The organism is uncultured Ralstonia sp. (genome assembly GCA_913056305.1).
In the GTDB taxonomy this organism is placed as follows: Bacteria; Pseudomonadota; Gammaproteobacteria; order Burkholderiales; family Burkholderiaceae; genus Ralstonia.
The window spans coordinates 1-19,021 of sequence record CAJXMR010000030.1; the positions used below are offsets into that span (position 1 = coordinate 1).

Annotated in this window: 17 protein-coding genes and 1 pseudogene; 12 read left to right on the forward strand and 6 right to left on the reverse strand. The window is 68.5% G+C overall.

Annotation, left to right across the window (positions count from 1 at the left end):
• Positions 1-470: pseudogene (locus QZ609_RS07640) on the forward strand (ferritin-like domain-containing protein); the annotation flags it as partial.
• A gap of 86 nt (positions 471-556) precedes the next feature.
• The gene (gene rfaE2 / locus QZ609_RS07645; protein ID WP_295492840.1) at positions 557-1,054 is read left to right on the forward strand and encodes a D-glycero-beta-D-manno-heptose 1-phosphate adenylyltransferase; all 498 of its coding nucleotides are present in this window, start codon (positions 557-559) and stop codon (positions 1,052-1,054) included.
• A 4-nt stretch (positions 1,055-1,058) separates the two neighbouring features.
• Here the strand turns inward: rfaE2 and QZ609_RS07650 are convergent, their stop codons facing one another.
• The 3 genes from QZ609_RS07650 to QZ609_RS07660 all read right to left on the reverse strand — a co-directional run bounded on the left by QZ609_RS07650 (position 1,059) and on the right by QZ609_RS07660 (position 3,731).
• A complete protein-coding gene (locus QZ609_RS07650; RefSeq protein WP_295492842.1) occupies positions 1,059-1,847 on the reverse strand; it encodes an SPOR domain-containing protein in 789 nt (262 codons plus the stop codon).
• Between the two features lie 103 nt (positions 1,848-1,950).
• Complete coding sequence (locus tag QZ609_RS07655) at positions 1,951-2,847, reverse strand: type III pantothenate kinase (protein ID WP_295492844.1); 897 nt, start codon at positions 2,845-2,847, stop codon at positions 1,951-1,953.
• Positions 2,844-3,731: a biotin--[acetyl-CoA-carboxylase] ligase gene (locus tag QZ609_RS07660; protein ID WP_295492846.1), complete on the reverse strand. Its 888-nt coding sequence runs from the start codon at positions 3,729-3,731 to the stop codon at positions 2,844-2,846. Before QZ609_RS07660 ends, QZ609_RS07655 begins: the two co-directional genes overlap by 4 nt.
• 171 nt (positions 3,732-3,902) lie before the next feature.
• Here QZ609_RS07660 and QZ609_RS07665 point away from each other — a divergent pair, with 171 nt between their 5' ends.
• The 7 genes from QZ609_RS07665 to QZ609_RS07695 all read left to right on the forward strand — a co-directional run bounded on the left by QZ609_RS07665 (position 3,903) and on the right by QZ609_RS07695 (position 11,443).
• The gene (locus QZ609_RS07665; protein ID WP_295492850.1) at positions 3,903-5,027 is read left to right on the forward strand and encodes an ABC transporter permease; all 1,125 of its coding nucleotides are present in this window, start codon (positions 3,903-3,905) and stop codon (positions 5,025-5,027) included.
• Positions 5,024-5,917: an ABC transporter ATP-binding protein gene (locus QZ609_RS07670; protein ID WP_295492852.1), complete on the forward strand. Its 894-nt coding sequence runs from the start codon at positions 5,024-5,026 to the stop codon at positions 5,915-5,917. The genes QZ609_RS07665 and QZ609_RS07670 overlap by 4 nt, the downstream gene beginning before the upstream one ends.
• Positions 5,917-6,888: an MlaD family protein gene (locus QZ609_RS07675; RefSeq protein WP_295492855.1), complete on the forward strand. Its 972-nt coding sequence runs from the start codon at positions 5,917-5,919 to the stop codon at positions 6,886-6,888. Before QZ609_RS07670 ends, QZ609_RS07675 begins: the two co-directional genes overlap by 1 nt.
• A 9-nt stretch (positions 6,889-6,897) precedes the next feature.
• Entirely contained in the window at positions 6,898-7,536 is a 639-nt protein-coding gene (locus tag QZ609_RS07680; RefSeq protein WP_295492856.1) for an ABC-type transport auxiliary lipoprotein family protein, read from the forward strand.
• A gap of 102 nt (positions 7,537-7,638) precedes the next feature.
• Positions 7,639-8,829, forward strand: a complete 1,191-nt coding sequence (locus QZ609_RS07685) for a VanZ family protein (RefSeq protein ID WP_295492858.1) — start codon at positions 7,639-7,641, stop codon at positions 8,827-8,829.
• 149 nt (positions 8,830-8,978) lie between these two features.
• Positions 8,979-9,290: a hypothetical protein gene (locus tag QZ609_RS07690; protein WP_295492860.1), complete on the forward strand. Its 312-nt coding sequence runs from the start codon at positions 8,979-8,981 to the stop codon at positions 9,288-9,290.
• Between the two features lie 50 nt (positions 9,291-9,340).
• Positions 9,341-11,443 (forward strand): phosphocholine-specific phospholipase C, encoded by a 2,103-nt coding sequence (locus QZ609_RS07695; protein WP_295492862.1) that lies wholly within the window; start codon positions 9,341-9,343, stop codon positions 11,441-11,443.
• A 174-nt stretch (positions 11,444-11,617) separates the two neighbouring features.
• Here QZ609_RS07695 and QZ609_RS07700 read toward each other — a convergent pair whose 3' ends face one another.
• The 3 genes from QZ609_RS07700 to QZ609_RS07710 form a co-directional block, all read right to left on the reverse strand.
• Positions 11,618-11,914, reverse strand: coding sequence for a hypothetical protein (locus QZ609_RS07700; protein ID WP_295492866.1), 297 nt, complete (start codon positions 11,912-11,914; stop codon positions 11,618-11,620).
• On the reverse strand, positions 11,911-12,969 hold the full coding sequence (locus QZ609_RS07705) for a DMT family transporter (RefSeq protein ID WP_295492869.1): 1,059 nt from the start codon (positions 12,967-12,969) through the stop codon (positions 11,911-11,913). The genes QZ609_RS07700 and QZ609_RS07705 overlap by 4 nt, the downstream gene beginning before the upstream one ends.
• A gap of 205 nt (positions 12,970-13,174) precedes the next feature.
• Positions 13,175-14,620 (reverse strand): helix-turn-helix transcriptional regulator, encoded by a 1,446-nt coding sequence (locus QZ609_RS07710; protein WP_295492873.1) that lies wholly within the window; start codon positions 14,618-14,620, stop codon positions 13,175-13,177.
• A 282-nt stretch (positions 14,621-14,902) separates the two neighbouring features.
• Between QZ609_RS07710 and QZ609_RS07715 the strand changes: the two genes are divergently transcribed.
• Genes QZ609_RS07715 through QZ609_RS07725 form a run of 3 tightly spaced genes read left to right on the forward strand, consistent with a single transcriptional unit; the run spans position 14,903 to position 18,971 of the window.
• Positions 14,903-16,426 carry an aldehyde dehydrogenase family protein gene (locus tag QZ609_RS07715; protein ID WP_295492876.1) on the forward strand — a complete coding sequence of 508 codons (1,524 nt, stop codon included), beginning with the start codon at positions 14,903-14,905 and terminating at the stop codon, positions 16,424-16,426.
• A gap of 14 nt (positions 16,427-16,440) precedes the next feature.
• On the forward strand, positions 16,441-18,162 hold the full coding sequence (betA, locus tag QZ609_RS07720; RefSeq protein WP_295492878.1) for a choline dehydrogenase: 1,722 nt from the start codon (positions 16,441-16,443) through the stop codon (positions 18,160-18,162).
• Entirely contained in the window at positions 18,162-18,971 is an 810-nt protein-coding gene (locus QZ609_RS07725) for a TorF family putative porin (protein WP_295492881.1), read from the forward strand. The genes betA and QZ609_RS07725 overlap by 1 nt, the downstream gene beginning before the upstream one ends.
• Positions 18,972-19,021 lie beyond the last annotated feature (50 nt).

Genomic DNA, 19,021 nt, shown 5'->3' on the forward strand with positions numbered 1-19,021 from the left:
ACCGCCGTGCCTCCGAATGGCACACCGAGCCGGTCATCAAGGCGATCTACAAGCACCTGTCGCAGGACGAAGCCCGCCACGGCGGCGCTTACCTGCGCTACATGAAGAAGTACCTGGGCCAGTTCGGCGACAACGCCCGCAGCGCGTTCGCCAAGATCGGCGTGCTGATGGCCTCGGCCCGCCGCACGGAAAAGCCGCTGCACCCGACCAACCTGCACGTCAATAAGGCGCTGTTCCCGCAAGACACGGTGCAGTCCCGCCTGCCGAACCCGGATTGGCTGGAGCATTGGCTGGACGAGCAGATCAAGTTCGACGCCGGCTGGGAAAAGAAGGTGATCGAGCGCATCCTGCACAACATGGGTCTGCTGTTCGAGCGCACCTTCGAGACCGTGCAGGACCTGAACCGCTACCGCAAGGAACTGAACGCGCGCCTGCTGGGTTCGACCGGCGCCGCCGAGCAAGCAGCCTGATCCTTGCCACTCGCCTTTGTCAACTGCGCCAGCGGCCCATCGATTCGATGGGCCGTTTTGTTTTCCGCCCCAACGCCTTTCACGCCATGACCGTCCGCCAGCCCGCGCCCGCCTTTGAACAGAAGATCTGCGACCCCGCCGACGTGGAAGCCCGCGTGCGTGCCTTGTCGCGTCCGCTGGTGTTCACCAACGGCGTGTTCGACATCCTGCATCGCGGCCACGCCACGTATCTGGCGCAGGCACGCGCGCTGGGTGCGTCGCTGGTGGTGGGCGTGAATACCGATGCCTCGGTGCGCATGCTGGGCAAGGGCGACGATCGCCCGCTCAACACGCAGGACGACCGCCTGGCCGTGCTGGCCGCGCTGGAAGCGGTGAGCCTGGTGGTGCTGTTTGCCGAGCGCACGCCGGTCGAGCTGATCCAGCGTGTGCGCCCCGACATCTACGTCAAGGGCGGCGACTACGACATCGACATGCTGGAAGAAACGCGCGTGGTGCGCGGCTGGGGCGGCACGGCGCTGGCGATTCCGTTCGAGCACGACCGCTCGACCACATCGCTGCTCAAGCGCGTGCGCGCGACTTCCTGAACGATTAGCGCGAGGCCGTGGCCGCAGCAGCGGGTGCGGCGCACGCGTGTAGTTCTTCCGCGCCGAGGCTCTTCTTGAGCATGGCCAGCTGGGCGGCGACGCCCGAGGCATCGGCCGGGGCCGTGATGCGCAGCCACGTGCGCGGCGCGCTGCGGCGCGTTTCCGTCAGCACGGCGGTGCGCACGTCCTTGGCACGCAGATCATCGAGGCGCTGCTGCGCGCGGTCCTTATCGCGGAACAGGCCCAGCGACACCACAAACGCATTCCCTTCCTGCACGATGCCCGAATCGCCCACGTTGCGGCGCTTGAGTTCGGCGACCTTGCGATCGGCGTCTTCACGCGTGTCGCGCGCGGGCATGTGCACCCACCAGCGGACGTCGTCCTGGCGCGTGACGCGTTCCACCATCACGCCCGTCAGCTGACGCAGTTGATCGACGCCGTGCGAGGCTTGCGTGTCGCTCAGGCCGCCGAGCTCCATGCAGGTGCTGCCCGACGTGCTGTCTGCCGCCGCCAGCGCGGTGCGTTCGATGCCGGGTTTGGCGTCGCTGGTGGTGGCGCCGGAAGCCGCTGGCGAGGGGGCGGCCGGTGCCGCCGGCGGTGCGATCGATTTGGCGGCGGGTGCCGGCTCCAGGATGCGGATCTCTTCGGTACGGATCTGGCGGCGCATGCGGTCCGGTTCGCGCTCGCTCTCGAACCACGCGGATGGCACATCGGGGCCGAACACGCCCAGGTTGGCGGCCAGCAGCGCACCGTTGACGAGCAGCAGGAGCAGCAGGGCGAGGCGAAGCGTCATGGTGCGGGCGGAGACGGTGTCAGACGGCGGATCGGAATGCAGGAACACAGCAACAACGGGAAAACGGTGACGGCGAAGACAGCGAGAACGACGCAGCCGCAGGTCAGGCTAGCGAGGTCGCGCCTTCGCGCCCCGCGCGCGCCAGCACCTGCAGGCCGAGCAGCACGAGATTATCGTGCATCTGGAACGGCATGCGCAGGTGCGGAGCCAGTGCCGCGCGCGCGCCGCCGCTGAGCACGCAGCGCGCTGGGCCGGGGTACTGCGCCTGCAGCGTGTGCCAGGTCTGCGTGATGGCGCCGGCCTGGGCGGTCACGCAGCCCAGCGCGATGGCGTCCTGCGTGTTGTCGGCCCAGGGCGGTGCGACGGCATCGCGTTCGGTCAGGACGCCGACCTCGACTTCGGGCAGTTGCGCCGTATTGCGTGACAGCGCGCGCAGCATCAGCGTCAGGCCGGGCAGGATCAGGCCGCCGGCGAAGAGGCCATCGGGCGTGACGATGTCGAGCGTGGTGGCCGTGCCGGCTGTCACCAGCAGCAGCGCGGTATCGGGCCACAGCTGGCGCGCGCCGACGGCGCCCACCCAGCGGTCGGTGCCGAGCTGCGTGGGTTCGCGATAGCCATTGCGCAGACCATTCTGCAGGCCGGCGACAGCGGTTTCCGATGCCGCAATCCGCACGCGTGCACCATCGAACACGCGCGCGATGCGGGCCGACAACGCGTCGCGCAGCGCCGGGCCGGCCACCGCGCTGATCCACACCTCGGGCGGCGCCTCGCCCGCGCCGGCATGGCAGTCACGCCAGTCTTCCACCAATTCGGCGAGCTGGTCGTGCGGCCGCGCGCCGGCATGCTGCCAGGGCCCACCGTCAGACGTGCCGGGCTCGGCGGGCAGCGCATCGACACCACTGGCGATCCACGCCCACTTGATGCGCGTGTTGCCGGCGTCGATCAGCAGCAGCGGGCGCGCGGGGGCTGAATGTGTCGTGAGGGCATGGCGACGCGTCATGGTTGCTCCCGCCGTTGGCCCACCTCGGCGGCGCGCAGCGACACCTCGCCGCTATGGATCCATTGCACGCGCCCGCCGGTTTCCACCGCAAGGCGCCCCTGCGCGTCGATGCCGTGCGCCACGCCTTCCAATACCACCGTGCCGTCTTGCCATAGCTTGATCTGCTGGCCGGCAAACGCATCGCGCGCGGCGAAGGGCGCCACGAACGGCGCCAGCCCTTGCGCGCCGAAGCGCTGCAGGTGCTCACCGAGCGAGGTCAGCAGCGCCGTCAGCACCGCATTCGGCTCCGGCGCGTCAACGAGCTCCTCCACCCCCGACAGCGCCCGGCCCAGCGCATCTTCCAGCGCGTGCGGCCGCTCCAGGTTCAGGCCGATGCCGATCACGGCCCAGGTCTGCCCGGGCGCCGCACGCACGGTCTCGACCAGGATGCCGGCCAGCTTGCGCCCGGCGATCTGCACATCATTGGGCCACTTGAGCGCAAGCGCCTGGGCGCTGCCGCCATGTGCCTCGGCATAGGTTGCCACGGCATCGGCCACCGCCACGCCGACCGCCAGGCTCAGGCCGCCAAGCTGGGCGGGTTCGCCGGCAAAGGCGCAGGCGATGGAGAAGGTCAGGCCATGGTCGCCGTCCCACGCGCGGCCGTGGCGGCCACGACCGGCGGTCTGTCGCTGCGTGGCCAGCACGCGTGCGCCGGCCAGCGGTGCGGGGCCGCCAGCGGTGCCGACGGTCAGAGGCCAGGCGATGTTGCGCACGGCGGCCATCAGGTCGGCGTTGGTCGAGCCGGTGGCGTCGACCACGTCGATCGGCCAGGCGGCGGCGGGGCCGGTCGGCTGGATGCGGTCGCGGGTCAGGCGCCAGCGTGAACGGGGTGGGGCAAAAGACATGAACGGAGCAAACGCACAGGGATGACGGAATGATGGCGCATTGTAGCGAGGCAAGGCCGGCCGGCCCGGCATTGCGCGCGCTGCAAGAGCCTGATGCATCTCAAAGTGTGCCAGTCTCGGGCCCGCCGTTGGCTACAATTCGACGGATATCCGGCATCAGGAGAACTGCGCTTGATCACCTGCCGTACCCCCTCGCTTGAGGTCCGTGTTGTCGACGGACGGTCCGTCGCCTTCCTGTCGGGCGACTGGACCACGCTCGCGCTGGCCGAGCGGGCGGGCGTGCGCGGCGCCCGCCAGCAGATCCGCGCCGGGCTGGACAACGCCAACGCGTGGTGCCTGACCGAAGTCGGCCGCATCGACCATTTCGGCGCGCAGCTGCTGTGGCGCGCCTGGGGCAACCAGTGGCCTGAGCACCTGGACGCACGCCCCGACCAGCGCCGCATGATCGACCGCGTCGCCAGGCTGGACCCGGGCGGCTGGAAGAAGCGCATCGCGCCGCGCATCAACCCGGTGGCCATCCTCGGCAGCGGCATGCTGGAGTTCTTCGACCACGTGCGCATCGGCGTGGAGATGGTCGGCCAACTGATGTTCGACGCGATGCGCTTCATCCGCGCGCCGCACCGGGGCCCGTGGCGCGAGATCTCCGCCAACATCTACAGCACCGGCTACAAGGCGCTCGGCATCACCGCGCTGGTGGGCTTCCTGATCGGCATCGTGCTGAGCTACCTGTCGGCCAACCAGCTGCGCGTGTTCGGTGCCAGCGTCTTCATCGTCAACATCCTGGGCATGGCCATCATCCGCGAGCTCGGGCCGGTGCTGGCGGCGATCCTGGTGGCGGGGCGCTCGGGCTCGGCCATCACGGCGCAGATCGGGGTGATGCGGGTGACGGAAGAACTCGATGCGATGCGTGTGATGGGCATCTCGCACGGCTTCCGGCTGATCTTGCCCAAGGTGATCGCGCTTGCGATCGCGATGCCGCTGCTGGTGGCGTGGACCGACCTGCTGGCGCTGGGCGGCGGCATCCTGGCGGCCAAGTTCCAGCTCGACATCAGCCCGACCTATTTCATCACCTCGTTGCCCGATGCGGTGCCGGTGGCCAACCTGTGGTTGGGGCTGGGCAAGGGTGTGGTGTTCGGCATGCTGATCGCGCTGGTGGCGTGCCACTTCGGCCTGCGCATCCAGCCCAATACGCAGAGCCTGGGCGAAGGCACCACCACCTCGGTGGTGGTGTCGATCACCATCGTGATCCTGGCCGATGCGGTGTTCGCCATCATGTTCAAGGACGTCGGCATATGACGCGCCCACGCCATCCGCACGTCGAGCCTGCGCAGCTGTCGGCCGAATCGATCACGACCGCGATCACCCCCGCGCGCGAGCGCGTGATCGAGGTGCGCAACGTCACCAAGCGCTATGGCGACGTGACGGTGCTCGACGGCATCAACCTGGACGTGTTCCGCGGCGAGGTGCTGTCCATCGTCGGCGGTTCGGGCAGCGGCAAGACCACGCTGCTGCGCCAGGTGGTCGGGCTGGAGAAGCCCACCGCCGGCACCATCCAGATCTTTGGCGAGGAGTTGACCTGCCAGATCGGCAACGAGCTGCAGTCGATGCGCAACCGCTGGGGCATGCAGTTCCAGCAGGGGGCGCTGTTCTCGGCGCTGTCGGTGATCGACAACGTGGCGCTGCCGATGCGCGAGCTGCGCACGCTGCCCGATGCCTTCGTTGTGCGCGTGGCGATGCTCAAGCTGCAGATGGTGGGCCTGAAGGCGAGCGACGCCGACAAGATGCCCGCCGACCTGTCCGGCGGCATGATCAAGCGTGTGGCGCTGGCCCGCGCGTTGTCGCTGGAGCCGGAACTGGTGTTCCTGGACGAGCCCACCGCTGGCCTGGACCCGCGTGCCTCCGACGACTATGTGGCGCTGATCCGCGAGCTGCGCCGCGAGCTGGGCCTGACCGTGGTGATGGTCACGCACGACCTCGACACGCTGGTGGCGCTGTCCGACCGCATCGCCGTGCTGGCGGATCGCAAGGTGCTCGCGGCCAAGCCGATCGAGCAGATCATTCAGATCGACCATCCGTTCATCAAGGAATACTTCCTGGGTGAGCGGGGTAAGCGGGCCCTGATGGCGCTGGGCCCGCAGATGACGGAAGCGGTGGCCGCGGCCAGCCTTTCGACACAGGAGGATTGATGGAAAACAAAGCCCACGCATTCCTGGCCGGGCTGTTCACGATTGGGCTGGTGATCTTCATCGCGCTGGCCGTGGTGTGGTTCAACCGCGACCAGACCGTACGCGTGCCGTACGACGTGGTCACGCGCTCGACCGTCAATGGCCTGAGCCCGCAGGCGGCCGTCAAGTACCGGGGCCTGGACGTCGGCAAGGTGGACACCATCCGCTTTGACGACAAGGTGCCCGGGCAGATCATCGTGCGCGTGCTGGTCGACAAGGACGCGCCCATCACCACCACCACCTATGGGCGCCTGGCCTACCAGGGCGTGACGGGCCTCGCTTACGTGCAGCTCGATGACCGCGGCTACGAGGGCGGCAAGCGCGCCGTCAACCCGACCCACCTGGACACCTCGGCCAAGGAGCCCGCGCGCATCCGCATGGAGTCAGGCTTCCTTGATGAGCTGGACAAGCGCGGCGACCAGATGCTGTCCAAGGTCGACCAGACGCTGAACTCGCTGTCCATCATGTTCGACGACGAGCACCGCCAGCGGCTCAGCGCCTCGATGCAGTCGTTCCAGAAGGCGATGGATTCGTACGCCACGCTGGCCCAACAGGCCGAGCCGACCGTGCGCCGCCTGCCGCAGATCGCCGACAACCTGGACGCCACGCTCAGCTCCACGCGCAAGCTGTCGCAGACGCTGTCCGACGCCAAGGGGCCGCTGATGACGACGCTCTCCGGCGCCGGCAGCGACCTGGCTTCGGCCACGCAGTCGCTGCAGTCCGCCACCAACGTGCTGACCTACGAGACGCTGCCGCAGCTCAACGGCTTTGCCCGCGACGCGCGCCAGGCCGTGCGCAGCTTCGACCACGCGGTCACCACCTTCAACACCCGCCCGCAGAGCGTGCTGTTCGGCCCCGCGCCGGGCGCGCCCGGCCCCGGCGAATCCGGCTTTGCCGCGCCCGCCACCGCCGCCACCACCGGACAGCCCTGAGGAGACCCCATGCCGATGTTCCCGACGATGTTCCGACGCGCGCTGGTGCCGGCTGCCCTGGCGGGAGCGCTGCTGCTCACCGCCTGCGCCGGTACGCCAGCCGCGCCCAACGCGCTGTACGACTTCGGTCTCGCGCCCGCCGCGAGCGCCGGCAGCCGCCTGCCAACCGCCCTGCGCGTGGCCGAGGTGAGCGGCCCGGGCTGGATGGACGGCAATGCCATCTACTACCGCCTGGCCTACGCGCAGGGCCAGCGTACCGAAGCCTATGCCGCGAGCCGCTGGGTGGAATCGCCGGTGAGCCTGTTCGATGCGCGTCTGCGCAACGCGGTGGCGGCGCGTGGGCAGGTCATCGCCTACGCCACGCCGGACGTGCCCACCCTGCGCGTCGAGCTGGTCGATTTCTCGCAGGTGTTCGACCGCCCGGACGCCAGCCGGGCCGTGGTGCGGCTGCGCGCCTCGGTGTTCGTGGCGCGCGGGCTGGTGGACCAGCGCGTGGTGCAGGTCGACGTGCCGGCCCGCAGCGCCGATGCCGCCGGCGGTGTGGCGGCGCTCACGCAGGCCTCCGACCGCGCCATCGGCGAGCTGCTGGACTGGGCGGCCGGGCTGTCGCTGTCGGCCACGGCCAGCGCCACCGGGCGTTCGCGCTAGCCGGACGCAGAACGGCATCCTCCTAACGACGGAACCGTCCGCGACCGGCGGCGTCGGACGGTATCATGGGTGCATCGCCCAGTTTGACCGCAGCCTCCACCGGTGCCGGACCTCCACGCTTCTCCTGCCGCTCCCTCCCCGCATCGCCACTCGCCGCTCGCGCGCGCCGGGCTGGCGTGGTTCGTCCTGCTGGTGGTGTATGCGAGCCTGTATCCGTTCTCGGGCTGGGTCGACAACGGTGTCTCGCCGTTTGCCTATCTGACGGCACCGCTGCCGCGCTACAACACCGCCTTCGACATCCTGACCAACGTGTGGGGCTACATGCCGCTGGGCATGCTGGTGGTGCTGTCGCTGCATCCGCGCATCACGGGCTGGCGCGCGGTGTTGATCGCGCTGCTGGCCGGCGGGCTGCTCTCCGGCGCGATGGAGGCCGCGCAGACCTATCTGCCCACGCGCGTCTCGTCCAATGTGGATCTGGCGACCAACACGCTGGGCGCGCTGCTGGGCGCCATCGGCATGGCGCCGTTCACGGCAAGGTTGATCGATCGTGGGGGCCTGCGGCGGCTGCGCGCGCGCTGGTTTGAGCCGCAGGCGACCTTCGCCATCCTGCTGCTGGTGCTGTGGCCGTTTGCGCAGGTGTTTCCGCAGGAATTCCTCTTCAGCATGGGCGGGGTGGTGCGCAGCATCCTGCTCGATCCATCGCCGGATGCGTTTGTCGCCAACGTCATCCGTAACGTGTTCCCGAGTCTGTTCGACTGGCATGGTGGCCTGCAGTCGCATCCGGAGGCCTTGAAGCGCCAGGAGCTGCTGGAAGCGCTGATCACCGGTTGCAGCTGGGTCGGCACCGGCCTGCTGGCCACCGTGGTCATGCGGCGGGGCGCGCCGATGCTGCCCTTGCTGGCGGCCTTGCTGAGCAGTGCACTGCTGGTCAAGGCCGGCGCGACACTGCTGCAGTTTCCGGCGGCCGGAGCGTGGGACTGGCTGTCGTCCGGCGCCCGCTTCGGGCTCGTGGTCGGCTCGCTGTTGCTGGTGCTGCTGGTGCGTCTGCCGCGCGGGCTGCGCGGTGCGCTGGCGACGCTGCTGCTGATCGCGCTGATCGTGCTGTCCAACGTGTTGCCGCCCAGCCCCTATTCATGGGTGTCGGCGCAGGCCTGGCGGCTCGGGCGCTTCGTGCATTTCAACAGCCTGTCGCAGTGGATCGGCTGGGTGTGGCCGTTCCTGGGCGTGGGCTATCTCGCCTGGCGCGCCGAGCACGCGCAGCTGCAGCGGCGCGCGCGGCGGCGTGTGGCCTGATGGTCACCCTAACACCTTCCTGACAATCTCCCGGAAGTTGCCGATACCCCTATCGGCTTTTTTGCGTGTCGCTTCACGCCGCAGACACGAACCCTTCCTAACGTATCCCCCGAGCCAACCAGAGCAACACGCTCTGCAGATCGCGATGCATGTACGTCGCGACTATCCGCCTCGGGAGGATTTCCGTGTTCGCCAGCCCCCACCTTGCCCGCGCGTGCTGCCCCGCCGCGCGAAAACGTTTTCAGCGCGCCCTGTTCCTGCTCCCCGTCCTGGGCGCATGCGCGGGCCTGGGCGGGTGCGGCGAATCGTCGGACCCGCGCATCCCCGCCGTGGTGCGTGGCACGCCGTCGCCTGAGTCCGGCGCCCCCGCGCCGCAGGCCGCGGTCTCTGCGATCTCCCCCAACGTGAATGCGCCCGCCCGCGATGGCCTGGCGCCGCCCGTGATGCACACCGTGGATTGATCCCGTCCACGCCCCCCGGTTTTTCCCCCCGAGCACAAGAGGTACACAACATGACGTCAAACAGCCGCCGTGGTTTCCTACGATCCGCCGCCCAGCTGGCCGGCGCCGCCGCCGCAATGGGCGCGATGCCGGCTGGCATCCGCCAGGCGTTGGCCATTCCGGCCTACAACGCGCATCGCAGCATCGAGGACGTGCAGCACATCGTGGTCCTGATGCAGGAGAACCGCTCGTTCGACCATTATTTCGGCACGCTGCGCGGCGTGCGCGGGTATGGCGATACGCGCACCGTCACGCTGCCCTCCGGCAAGAGCGTGTGGCACCAGCCGCTGGCCGGCAACGTGGGCGAGGTGCTGCCGTTCCGCCCCAGCGCGCCGGACCTCGGCCTGCAGTTCCTGCAAGACCTGCCGCACGGCTGGAACGACACGCACGCCGCCGTCAACGGCGGCCGTTACGACGGCTGGGTGCCGCACAAGGGCACCACCACCATGGCCTACCTGACGCGCCAGGACATCCCGTTCCACTACAGCCTGGCCGACGCCTTCACCATCTGCGACGCCTACCACTGCTCGACGCCCACCTCTACCGACCCGAACCGCTACTACATGTGGACGGGCTACGTCGGCAACGACAACGTGGGCGGCGGCCCGGTGATCGACAACGCCGAAGTCGGCTATGGCTGGTCGACCTATCCGGAAGTGCTCGAGCGCGCCGGCATCTCGTGGAAGATCTACCAGGACGTCGGCACCGGCCTGGACGCCAACGGCTCGTGGGGCTGGACCAGCGACCCGTACATCGGCAACTACGGCGACAACTCGCTGCTGTACTTCACGCAGTACCAGACCGCGCAGCCGGGCAACCCGCTGTACGACAAGGCCCGCACCGGCACCAACGTGTCGGCCGGCGAGGGCTACTTCGACGTCCTCAAGCGCGACGTGCAGAACGGCACGCTGCCGCAGGTGTCGTGGATCGCCGCGCCGGAGGCTTTCTCCGAGCACCCGAACTGGCCGGCCAACTACGGCGCGTGGTACATCGACCAGGTGCTGCAGATCCTCACCTCCAACCCCGAGGTGTGGAGCAAGACCGTGCTGCTGGTCACCTACGACGAGAACGACGGCTTCTTCGACCACCTCGTGCCGCCGTTTGCCGCCTCGGGCAGCAATGGGCTGTCCACGGTGGACACCACGGGCGAATACTTCCCGGGCAACAGCAAGTACACCGCCGGCGTGTACGGCCTGGGCCAGCGCGTGCCGATGCTGGTGGTGTCGCCGTGGTCCAAGGGCGGCTGGGTGTGCTCGGAGACGTTCGACCACACGTCCATCATCCGCTTCATCGAGAAGCGTTTTGAGCGCACGCACGACGTGACCTCGCCGAACATCTCGGACTGGCGCCGCGCGGTGTGCGGCGACCTGACCTCGGCGTTCAACTTCAAGCATCCGAACGACGCCGTGCCCGCACTGCCGAGCACGGCGGCCTATGTGCCGAAGGACAAGCTGCGCCACAACAGCTACGTGCCGCTGCCGCCGCTGGTGCAGGCGGTGCCCAAGCAGGAGGCCGGCGTGCGCCCGGCGCGCGCGCTGCCGTACGAGCTGTTCGTGCGTGGCCGTCATGACGAAGCGGCGGGCAAATTCCAGCTCGACCTCATCAACACGGGCGATGTGGGCGCGGCATTCCTCGTCTACACCGCCGGCAGCACCGAGGCGCCGCGCACCTACACGGTGGAAGCGGACAACCGCTTGTCGGACAAGCTGCCTGTGGGCGCGGGCGGTGCCTATGACTTTACGGTGCATGGCCCGAACGGCTTCCTGCGCCGCTTCGTAGGCAAGCTCACGCTGTCCGGCCTGCTGCATCCGCATGGCCGCGCGCTGGAGGTGAAGGAGGGCTATGACGTCGCCAACGGCAACCTGGAGCTGCGCCTGATCAACCACGGCCGCGGGCACACGACCTTCACGGTCAAGAGCGCCTACACCGGCGAGAGCGTGCAGCGCGAGGCGCGCGGCGGGGATGACGCCACCGTGTACCTGGACCTGCGTGGCCAGCACGCCTGGTACGACCTGACGGTGACGGCCAGCACCGACGCCGGCTTCCACCGCCGCCTGGCCGGCCACGTCGAGACCGAGCGCGCCAGCGCGTCGGACCCGGCACTGGGCGTGTAAGCGATACGGAAGCAAAACGGCCCGCTGGCGGACAACGCCAGCGGGCCGTTTTTGTTGATGCGCGGCGTCAGAGTTGCCGCGTGTACGTGCGCGCCTGATACAGCGCCAACGCGCTCAACCCAACGATCATCACGATCGCCAGCACGTCGGCAAACGGATAGCCCCAGTAGTCCGTCATTGCGTGGTCTCCTTCGGTTCAATCAGGCCGGTCTCGGCCATGCGTTGGCGGCCGAACTCGGTGATGGTGTAGCGGAAGTGCACCTTGCCGCTGGCGTCGTCCAGCATGTCTTCGGGTGTCTGCACGAGGCCGCCGGAGTAGAGGTCGGCGAGGATGGCGCGGACGGTGCCGGTCCAGTAATCGTCTTCGGGTTTGCCGTATTCGCGGCAGGTGCGGTGGGCGATGTCGCCATCCCACAGTGCGCCGTCGCTGGCGAGCAGCTGCAGGACGTAGCCCTTCATGTGCAGTTTCATGACTGGGTCTCCGGCGCCACGGCGCGAATCACTTCGAGGTTTTCCGAGCTTTCCGACACCATCACGAAGCCGCCGAAGATCACCAGCGCCAGCCCGATCAGGAAGTACCACTCCGGAAACTGCAGAGTAAAGATCGCTGTGAAGAGCGTGGCGAACAGCGCGTAGAACGCCCCCAGCGCCTGCCCGCGCCCCACGCCGATCAGCGGGAACGACTTGTACCAGGCCACCGAGCAGAACGCGAAGGACAGCCCGCCGACCGCCAGCCATAGCAGCGCCTGGCTATGCACGATGCCCGAGGCGATCTCCGTCACGCTGATCGGCAGGTGTGCGAACAGCGCGATGGCCGGCAGCACCAGCACGATCCAATAGAGCGCCTCGGCGGTGTAGCGGATCGAGACGCCGCAGTCCGGGTCGGTCACATCCATGGCGCGGCCGACGATGGCGCCCTCCAGTCCCCAGCCGACCGCCGCCATGGCGCCGCCGAGGTAGCCGATCCACTGGTTGCCGCCGCTATGCGATTCCGTGATCAGCGCGGGCGCATAGATGGCGATGCCGCCCACGATGATGATGGCGATGCCCACCGCCGCCCGCGCGCTGATGCGCTCGCTGTACCAGAGCTTGGCCACCGTCGCGCCGACCACCGGATACAGCAGCCCCGCCACCGCCGCGAACACCGCGCCCACGTAGCCCATCGCCAGGTACGAGCCGAAGTTGGCCATCAGCCCGCCGGCAATCGCGGCGATGAAGTACCAGCGCGAGATCTTGCGGAACTGGCCGATGGTGCGGAAGTAATCGCCCAGCTTGCCGAGCGTGGCCAGCCACACCCACTGGAACAGCACCACCATGCAGCTGTGGAAGGCGGTGATGATGGCCGCGCAGGTCAGGAAGACGCGCGGGTCGGACAGGTCGAGGGACGCAAACGGGGAGGCATGCCAGACGGCCGTGCCCGGCACGTACCAGGCGCCCCACAGGATGGCGGCCCACAGCGCCCAGCGGTAGCCCCACTGCAGCGTGCGTCGATGATGTGCCGCGCGGGCGGCGGAGGAAGCAGGCAAAACGGTCTCCTTGTTCTGTGCGCGCGGCCGGCAGAAATGCGGGGCGCTGGCGACGCGTGAGTTGACTGGAGGTGAATAAATTAACTAATAGTGCTGTCGGGTGAGTCTAAGCCGGCCCTCCTGGCTTGCCGGAAATCAGTCGCAACGATTGACGGGATTGCTACAAGTTGACGTGTGCAACGTCAGGTGAAGGCGGGTGGCCGTGCTACGACGTGCCCGCCTCGGGCACCGTGTCGACCACGGTGATCAGGTGCAGCGGCGCCTCGGTGGCCGGATCGCGTGCCAGCGAGGTGGTGACGCGCACCGGCACGGTCGAGCCGTCGCCGCGTACCAACTGCAGCGTGAGTGCATAGGCCGGCACCGTGCCGGCCAGCAGCTCGCCGTAGTGGCGCAGATGGCGGGCGAGGTCGTCGCGGTGGGTGAGGTCGAGCAGTGTGCGCTGCTGCAGCGCGGCCTCGGACTGGCCCAGCAACCTGCACAGCCACGGGTTGGCGCGCAGGCAGCGGCCTTCCAGGCTTACGTGCGCGATGCCGACCGGTGCCTGCTCGAACAGCGTGCGCAGCTTGGATTCGCTGTCGCGGAAGGCGGCCTGCGCCTCCACCTCGTCCGTCACGTCCTGCGCCGCGCCGATCATGGTGGGCACGGTGGCCGCCGGGTCCTGCGCCTCGCCTTCCTCGCGGATGTGCCGGCGTGTGCCGTCGGGCAGGGTGATGGTGTATTCGACGCGATACGGCCGGCGCGTGGCGACCGCCTGGTCCAGCACAGCCTGCACGCGGGCACGATCCGCGGGAGCGATGGCTTCCAGATAGCGCGCCATCGTCACCGGCGTGGCCTGCGGCGCCCAGCCGAAGATGCGGTAGGCCTCGTCGGTCCAGCGGCAGGCGTCGCTGCCGGGTTCCCAGATCCAGCTGCCAAGGTGGGCGATCTGCTGCGCCTTGGCCAGCAGCGCCTCGGAGTCGCGCAGCGCAGCCTCGGCCGTGCGGCGTTCGGTGATGTCCAGGCTCAGGCCGATCATCTTGACCGGCCGGTCCTGCGCGTCGCGCACGAGCGTGGCGCGCGAGACGATCCAGCGCACCGCGTCAGGTGCCGGCGTGATGCGGAATTCGTGGGCGTAGACGCCGCCTGCGGCCAGGTTCTGCGCGATGGCGGCCTGCACGCCGGGCACGTCTTCGGGGACGACGCACTGCCAGAAATCGTCCAGCGTGCGGATCGGCCGGCCGAACAGCCGCGCGACATTCGGCGAGTAGGCGACGGCATCCGTCAGCAGGTTCCACTCCCACGTGACCACGCCGGAAATCTCCTGCGCGAAGGTCATGCGCGCCTCGCTCTCCATGATGGCGGCGAGGTGTTTCTGGCGGCCTTCGCGGGCACGCGCGTCGGTGTTCAGGTTGGCTTCCAGGTCGGCCAGGGCGCGGTCGCCGTAGCGCAGCCACAGCCAGTTCACGTTCAGGAAGCGGGCCAGCGCCAGCAGGTTGGGGTATTCGATCTCGCCGCCGCGCGTCCACTTGTGCACCGCCGAGGGCGACACGCCCAACGCCGCCGCCACCTGCTTGAGCTGGATGCGGCCGCGCGTCAGCACGCCTTTGAGGCGGCCGGCAAAGCTGTCGTCATCGAGCGGGCCGTCGGGCGGCGGAAGCGAAGCGGCGGTCATGGAGCGGGATTCACTGAAGGTTGTTCGCGACAGTATAGCGTCACAAAAATAGCGAATAACTATCGATTGTTGTGATTGTTAGGTCTTAACGATTGGCGCTGCGGGCTTGATTTTTCCTAGACTAGTCCATAATTCTCTAAAGGTAAATAAAAACACCAACAGTGAATTTATGGGTCGCCACACCGAATCCCGCCTGCCAAGGCGCTACGGTGTCGGCATTTCGGGCGCGCTGTCTTGCGTTTTGGACACTCACGCGCGCCAGCCAATCAACCGGCCAAGGATATGACGCAAGCTTCTCTTTCCACCGATTCCCGTTCCACCACGCTGGCGCCCCGTCTCGATCTGTATATCGACGGCCAGTGGGTGCAGCCCGAAGGCGGCGTGACCCGCGACATCGTCGATCCCGCCACCGAGACCGTCCTGACGCAGGCCGCCGATGCGTCGGTGGCCGACGCGCAGCGCGCCATCGCCGCCGCCCGCCGCGCCTTCGACGAAGGCCCGTGGCGCCACACCGGCACGCGCGAGCGCGCCCGCCTGCTCAACCGCATCGCCGACGCGATCGATGCCGATGCAGAACACCTCGCGACGCTCGAATCGCTGAACACCGGCAAGACCCTCATCGAAAGCCGCTGGGACATGGACGGCATTGCCGCGACGTTCCGCTACTTCGCGGGGCTGGTCGCCACCGAGTCGGGCTTGGTGAACGAGGCGCCGGCGCACGTCATCAGCCGCACGCTGCGCGAGCCGGTGGGCGTGTGCGGCCTGATCACGCCGTGGAACTACCCGCTACTGCAGGCCGCGTGGAAGATCGCCCCGGCGCTGGGCGCGGGCAACACCATCGTCATCAAGCCGAGCAACCTGACGCCGCTGACCACGCACCGCTTTACCGAACTGCTGCACGACATCGGCCTGCCGCCGGGCGTGTTCAACCTGATCACCGGCGCCGGCGAGGCGGGCGCGGAACTGTCGCGCAACCTGGACGTGGATCTCGTCTCGTTCACGGGCGGCGCGGTGGCGGGCGCGTCCGTTATGCAGGCGGCCATCGGCAACTTCAAGAAGATCGCGCTGGAGCTGGGCGGCAAGAACCCGAACATCATTTTCGACGACGCGGACTTCGACACGGCGGTCGACTACGCAGTGAACGCCGCGTTCTTCCACGCCGGCCAGGTGTGCTCCGCCGGCTCGCGGCTGATGCTGCAGGACGGCATCCATGACCGCTTTGTCGAGGCGCTGGTCGAACGCGTCAAGCGTATCCGCGTGGGCAACGGCTTTGCCGAGGGCACGCAGATGGGCCCGGTGCAATCGGCGTTCCAGCGCCAGAAGATCCTCGGCATGATCGCGGCCGGCGTGCAGGAAGGCGCGGTGCTGCGCTGCGGCGGCAAGGCGCCGGAAGGCACGGCCTTCGAGCGCGGCTTCTGGCTGGAGCCGACCGTGCTGACGGGCGTGCGCGACGACATGAGGATCGCCACCGAAGAGATCTTCGGCCCGGCGCTGACCGTCGAGCGCTTTGCCACCGAAGAAGAAGCCGTGCGCCGCGCCAACGCCACGCCGTTCGGCCTGGCCGGCGCCGTGTGGACGCGCGACCTCGATCGCGCCAACCGCGTCTCGCGCGCGCTGCGCTTCGGCACGGTGTGGGCCAACGACTATCACCCGTACTTTCCCGAGGCACCGTGGGGCGGCTACAAGGCCAGCGGCATCGGCCGCGAACTGGGCCGCGGCGGCCTGGACGAGTACACCGAACTCAAGCACAGCTATATCAACCTCGCGCCTGCCGCGATGGGCTGGTTCGGCACCGACGCACAGTAACGGGAGGGCGAGTTTTGACGACGTTTACCGCACAGGAATACGACTACATCATCGCGGGCGCGGGCTCGGCCGGCTGCGTGCTGGCCGCGCGCCTGACCGAAGACCCCGACGTGACCGTGCTGCTGCTTGAGGCGGGCGGCCCCGACCATCGCTGGGATTTCCGCACGCAGATGCCGGCTGCGCTGGCCATGCCGCTGCAGGGCACGACCTACAACTGGGCCTACGAGACCGAGCCCGAGCCGCACATGAACAACCGCCGTATGGCGCAGGGGCGCGGCAAGGGGCTGGGCGGCTCGTCGCTCATCAACGGCATGTGTTTCATCCGCGGCAACGCGATGGACTACGAGCGCTGGGCGAGTGATTTCCAGCTCGATGACTGGACGTACGCCGATTGCCTGCCGTACTTCCGCAAGTCGGAGACGTACGACAAGGGCGCCAACGATTGGCACGGCGACTCTGGCCCGCTGCACGTCACCACGCCCAAGCAGGACAACAGCCTGCTGTTCCACGCCTTCATCGAGGCGGGCGAGCAGGCCGGCATCCCGCGCACCGATGACCTGAACGGCTATCGCCAGGAAGGCCTGGGCCCGATGGATCGCACCGTCACCGCCAAGGGCCGCCGCTGCAGCACGTCGCTGGCGTATCTCGACCGCGCGCGCCGCCGCTCCACGCTGACGGTGCTGCCGCGCGTGCTGGCCGATCGCGTGGTGTTCGAAGGCACGCGTGCCGTGGGCGTCGAGGCCTTGATGGACGGCGAGCGCCACACCTGGCGCGCGCGCCGCGAGGTGATCGTCAGCAGCGGGGCGATCGCCTCACCGCAGCTGCTGATGCGCTCGGGTGTGGGCAATGCCGATGAGCTGCGCGCGCTCGGTATCCACTCGGTCGCGCACCTGCCGGGCGTGGGCGAGAACCTGCAGGACCACTTGGAGATGTACATCCAGTACGAGTGCATCCGGCCGGTGTCGATCTACCCGGCCACGCTTTGGTACAACAAGCCGAAGGTCGCGGCGGAGTGGTACTGGAACGGCACCGGCCCCGGCGCCAGCAACCACTTTGAGGCGGGTGGCTTCATCCGCACCGACGACAGCGTCGAGTGGCCGAACATCCAGTACCACTTCCTGCCGCTGGCCGTGAACTATGACGGCAGCAACCCGGTACGCATGCACGGCTTCCAGTGCCACGTCGGGTCGATGCGCTCGCCGTCCACCGGCCACGTCAAGCTCGCCTCGCGCGACCCACGCGACAAGCCGCGCATCCTCTTCAACTACATGGCGCACGACGTGGATTGGCGCGAGTTCCGCGCCGGCGTGCGCATCACGCGCGACATCATCGCGCAGCGCGCGTTCGACGCGTACCGTGGCCGCGAGATCAGCCCCGGCCCGAACGTACAGACCGATGCCGAGATCGACGCCTTCGTGCGCAGCCACGCCGAGACCGCGCTGCACCCGTCGTGCACCTGCAAGATGGGCACGGCCGATGACCCGATGGCCGTGGTCGACAACGAGGGCCGCGTGCACGGGCTCGAAGGCCTGCGCGTGGTCGATGCGTCGATCATGCCGCGCATCGTCACCGGCAACCTGAACGCGCCGACCATCATGATCGCGGAGAAGATCGCCGACCGCATGCGCGGCGTGGCGCCGCTCGCGCGCTCCGATGCGGCGTTCTACGTGGCCGGCAAGTCGCCGCTGCAGGCGCCGGCCAAGGCACTGATCGCCGACGAACTGGTGACGCCGTAATGCGCTGGCGCAGGGCTGCGACGATGCTGGGCGGGGTGGCGGCGTGTGCCGCAGCGCTGCCCGTGTGCGCGGGCGAGCTGCCGGCCAGCGACGAGAAGCGCTGGTCGGCCAACGCATCCGTCGTCTCGCAATACGTGTCGCGCGGCCTGCGCCAGACGTGGGGCCATCCTGCCGTGCAGGCTGGCCTCGACTATGCGGCACCAAGCGGCTTCTATGCTGGCGTGTGGGGCTCGCAGGTGAGCGACCACGTCATCGCCGGCGGCCATGCGGAGATCGATACCTACCTCGGCTACGCCACCACCGTCGCGCACGACATCGAGCTGACCACCGGCCTGTATCGCTACTGGTACCCTGGCGCGCGCTACGACAAGGCCATCGGTGGCGGCCCGGCCACCGGCTACGGCTATACCGAATGGATGGCCGGTGCGGGCTGGCGCGGCGTGTCGGTCAAGCTGTGGACGTCGCTCTCCAACTACTTCGGCTTCGACGGCAATTCGCTGGCCGATGGTATCGACCAAGGCAGCCGTGGCTCGACCTACGCCGAGGCCAACTGGGCCGTGCCGCTGCCCAATGACTTCGCGCTCGGCCTGCACATCGGCCACGAGCACGTGCGCCACCACAGCGCATTCGGCTTCACCGACTACCGCGTCGAGCTGTCGCGGCCGATCAACAAGCACCTGACGCTGTCCGCCGCCTTCACCGGCGCGGACGCGCCCGCTTACGCCAACCTGCCTTCGGTGCGCAACGGCGCCGACCACATGACGCTCGGCCGGCGCACGGTCGTGCTCAAGCTGACGGCGACGTACTGAGCGGCGGGCGGCGGCGTGTTTCCTTCCCCCCTTTCCCCACAACCTTCGCT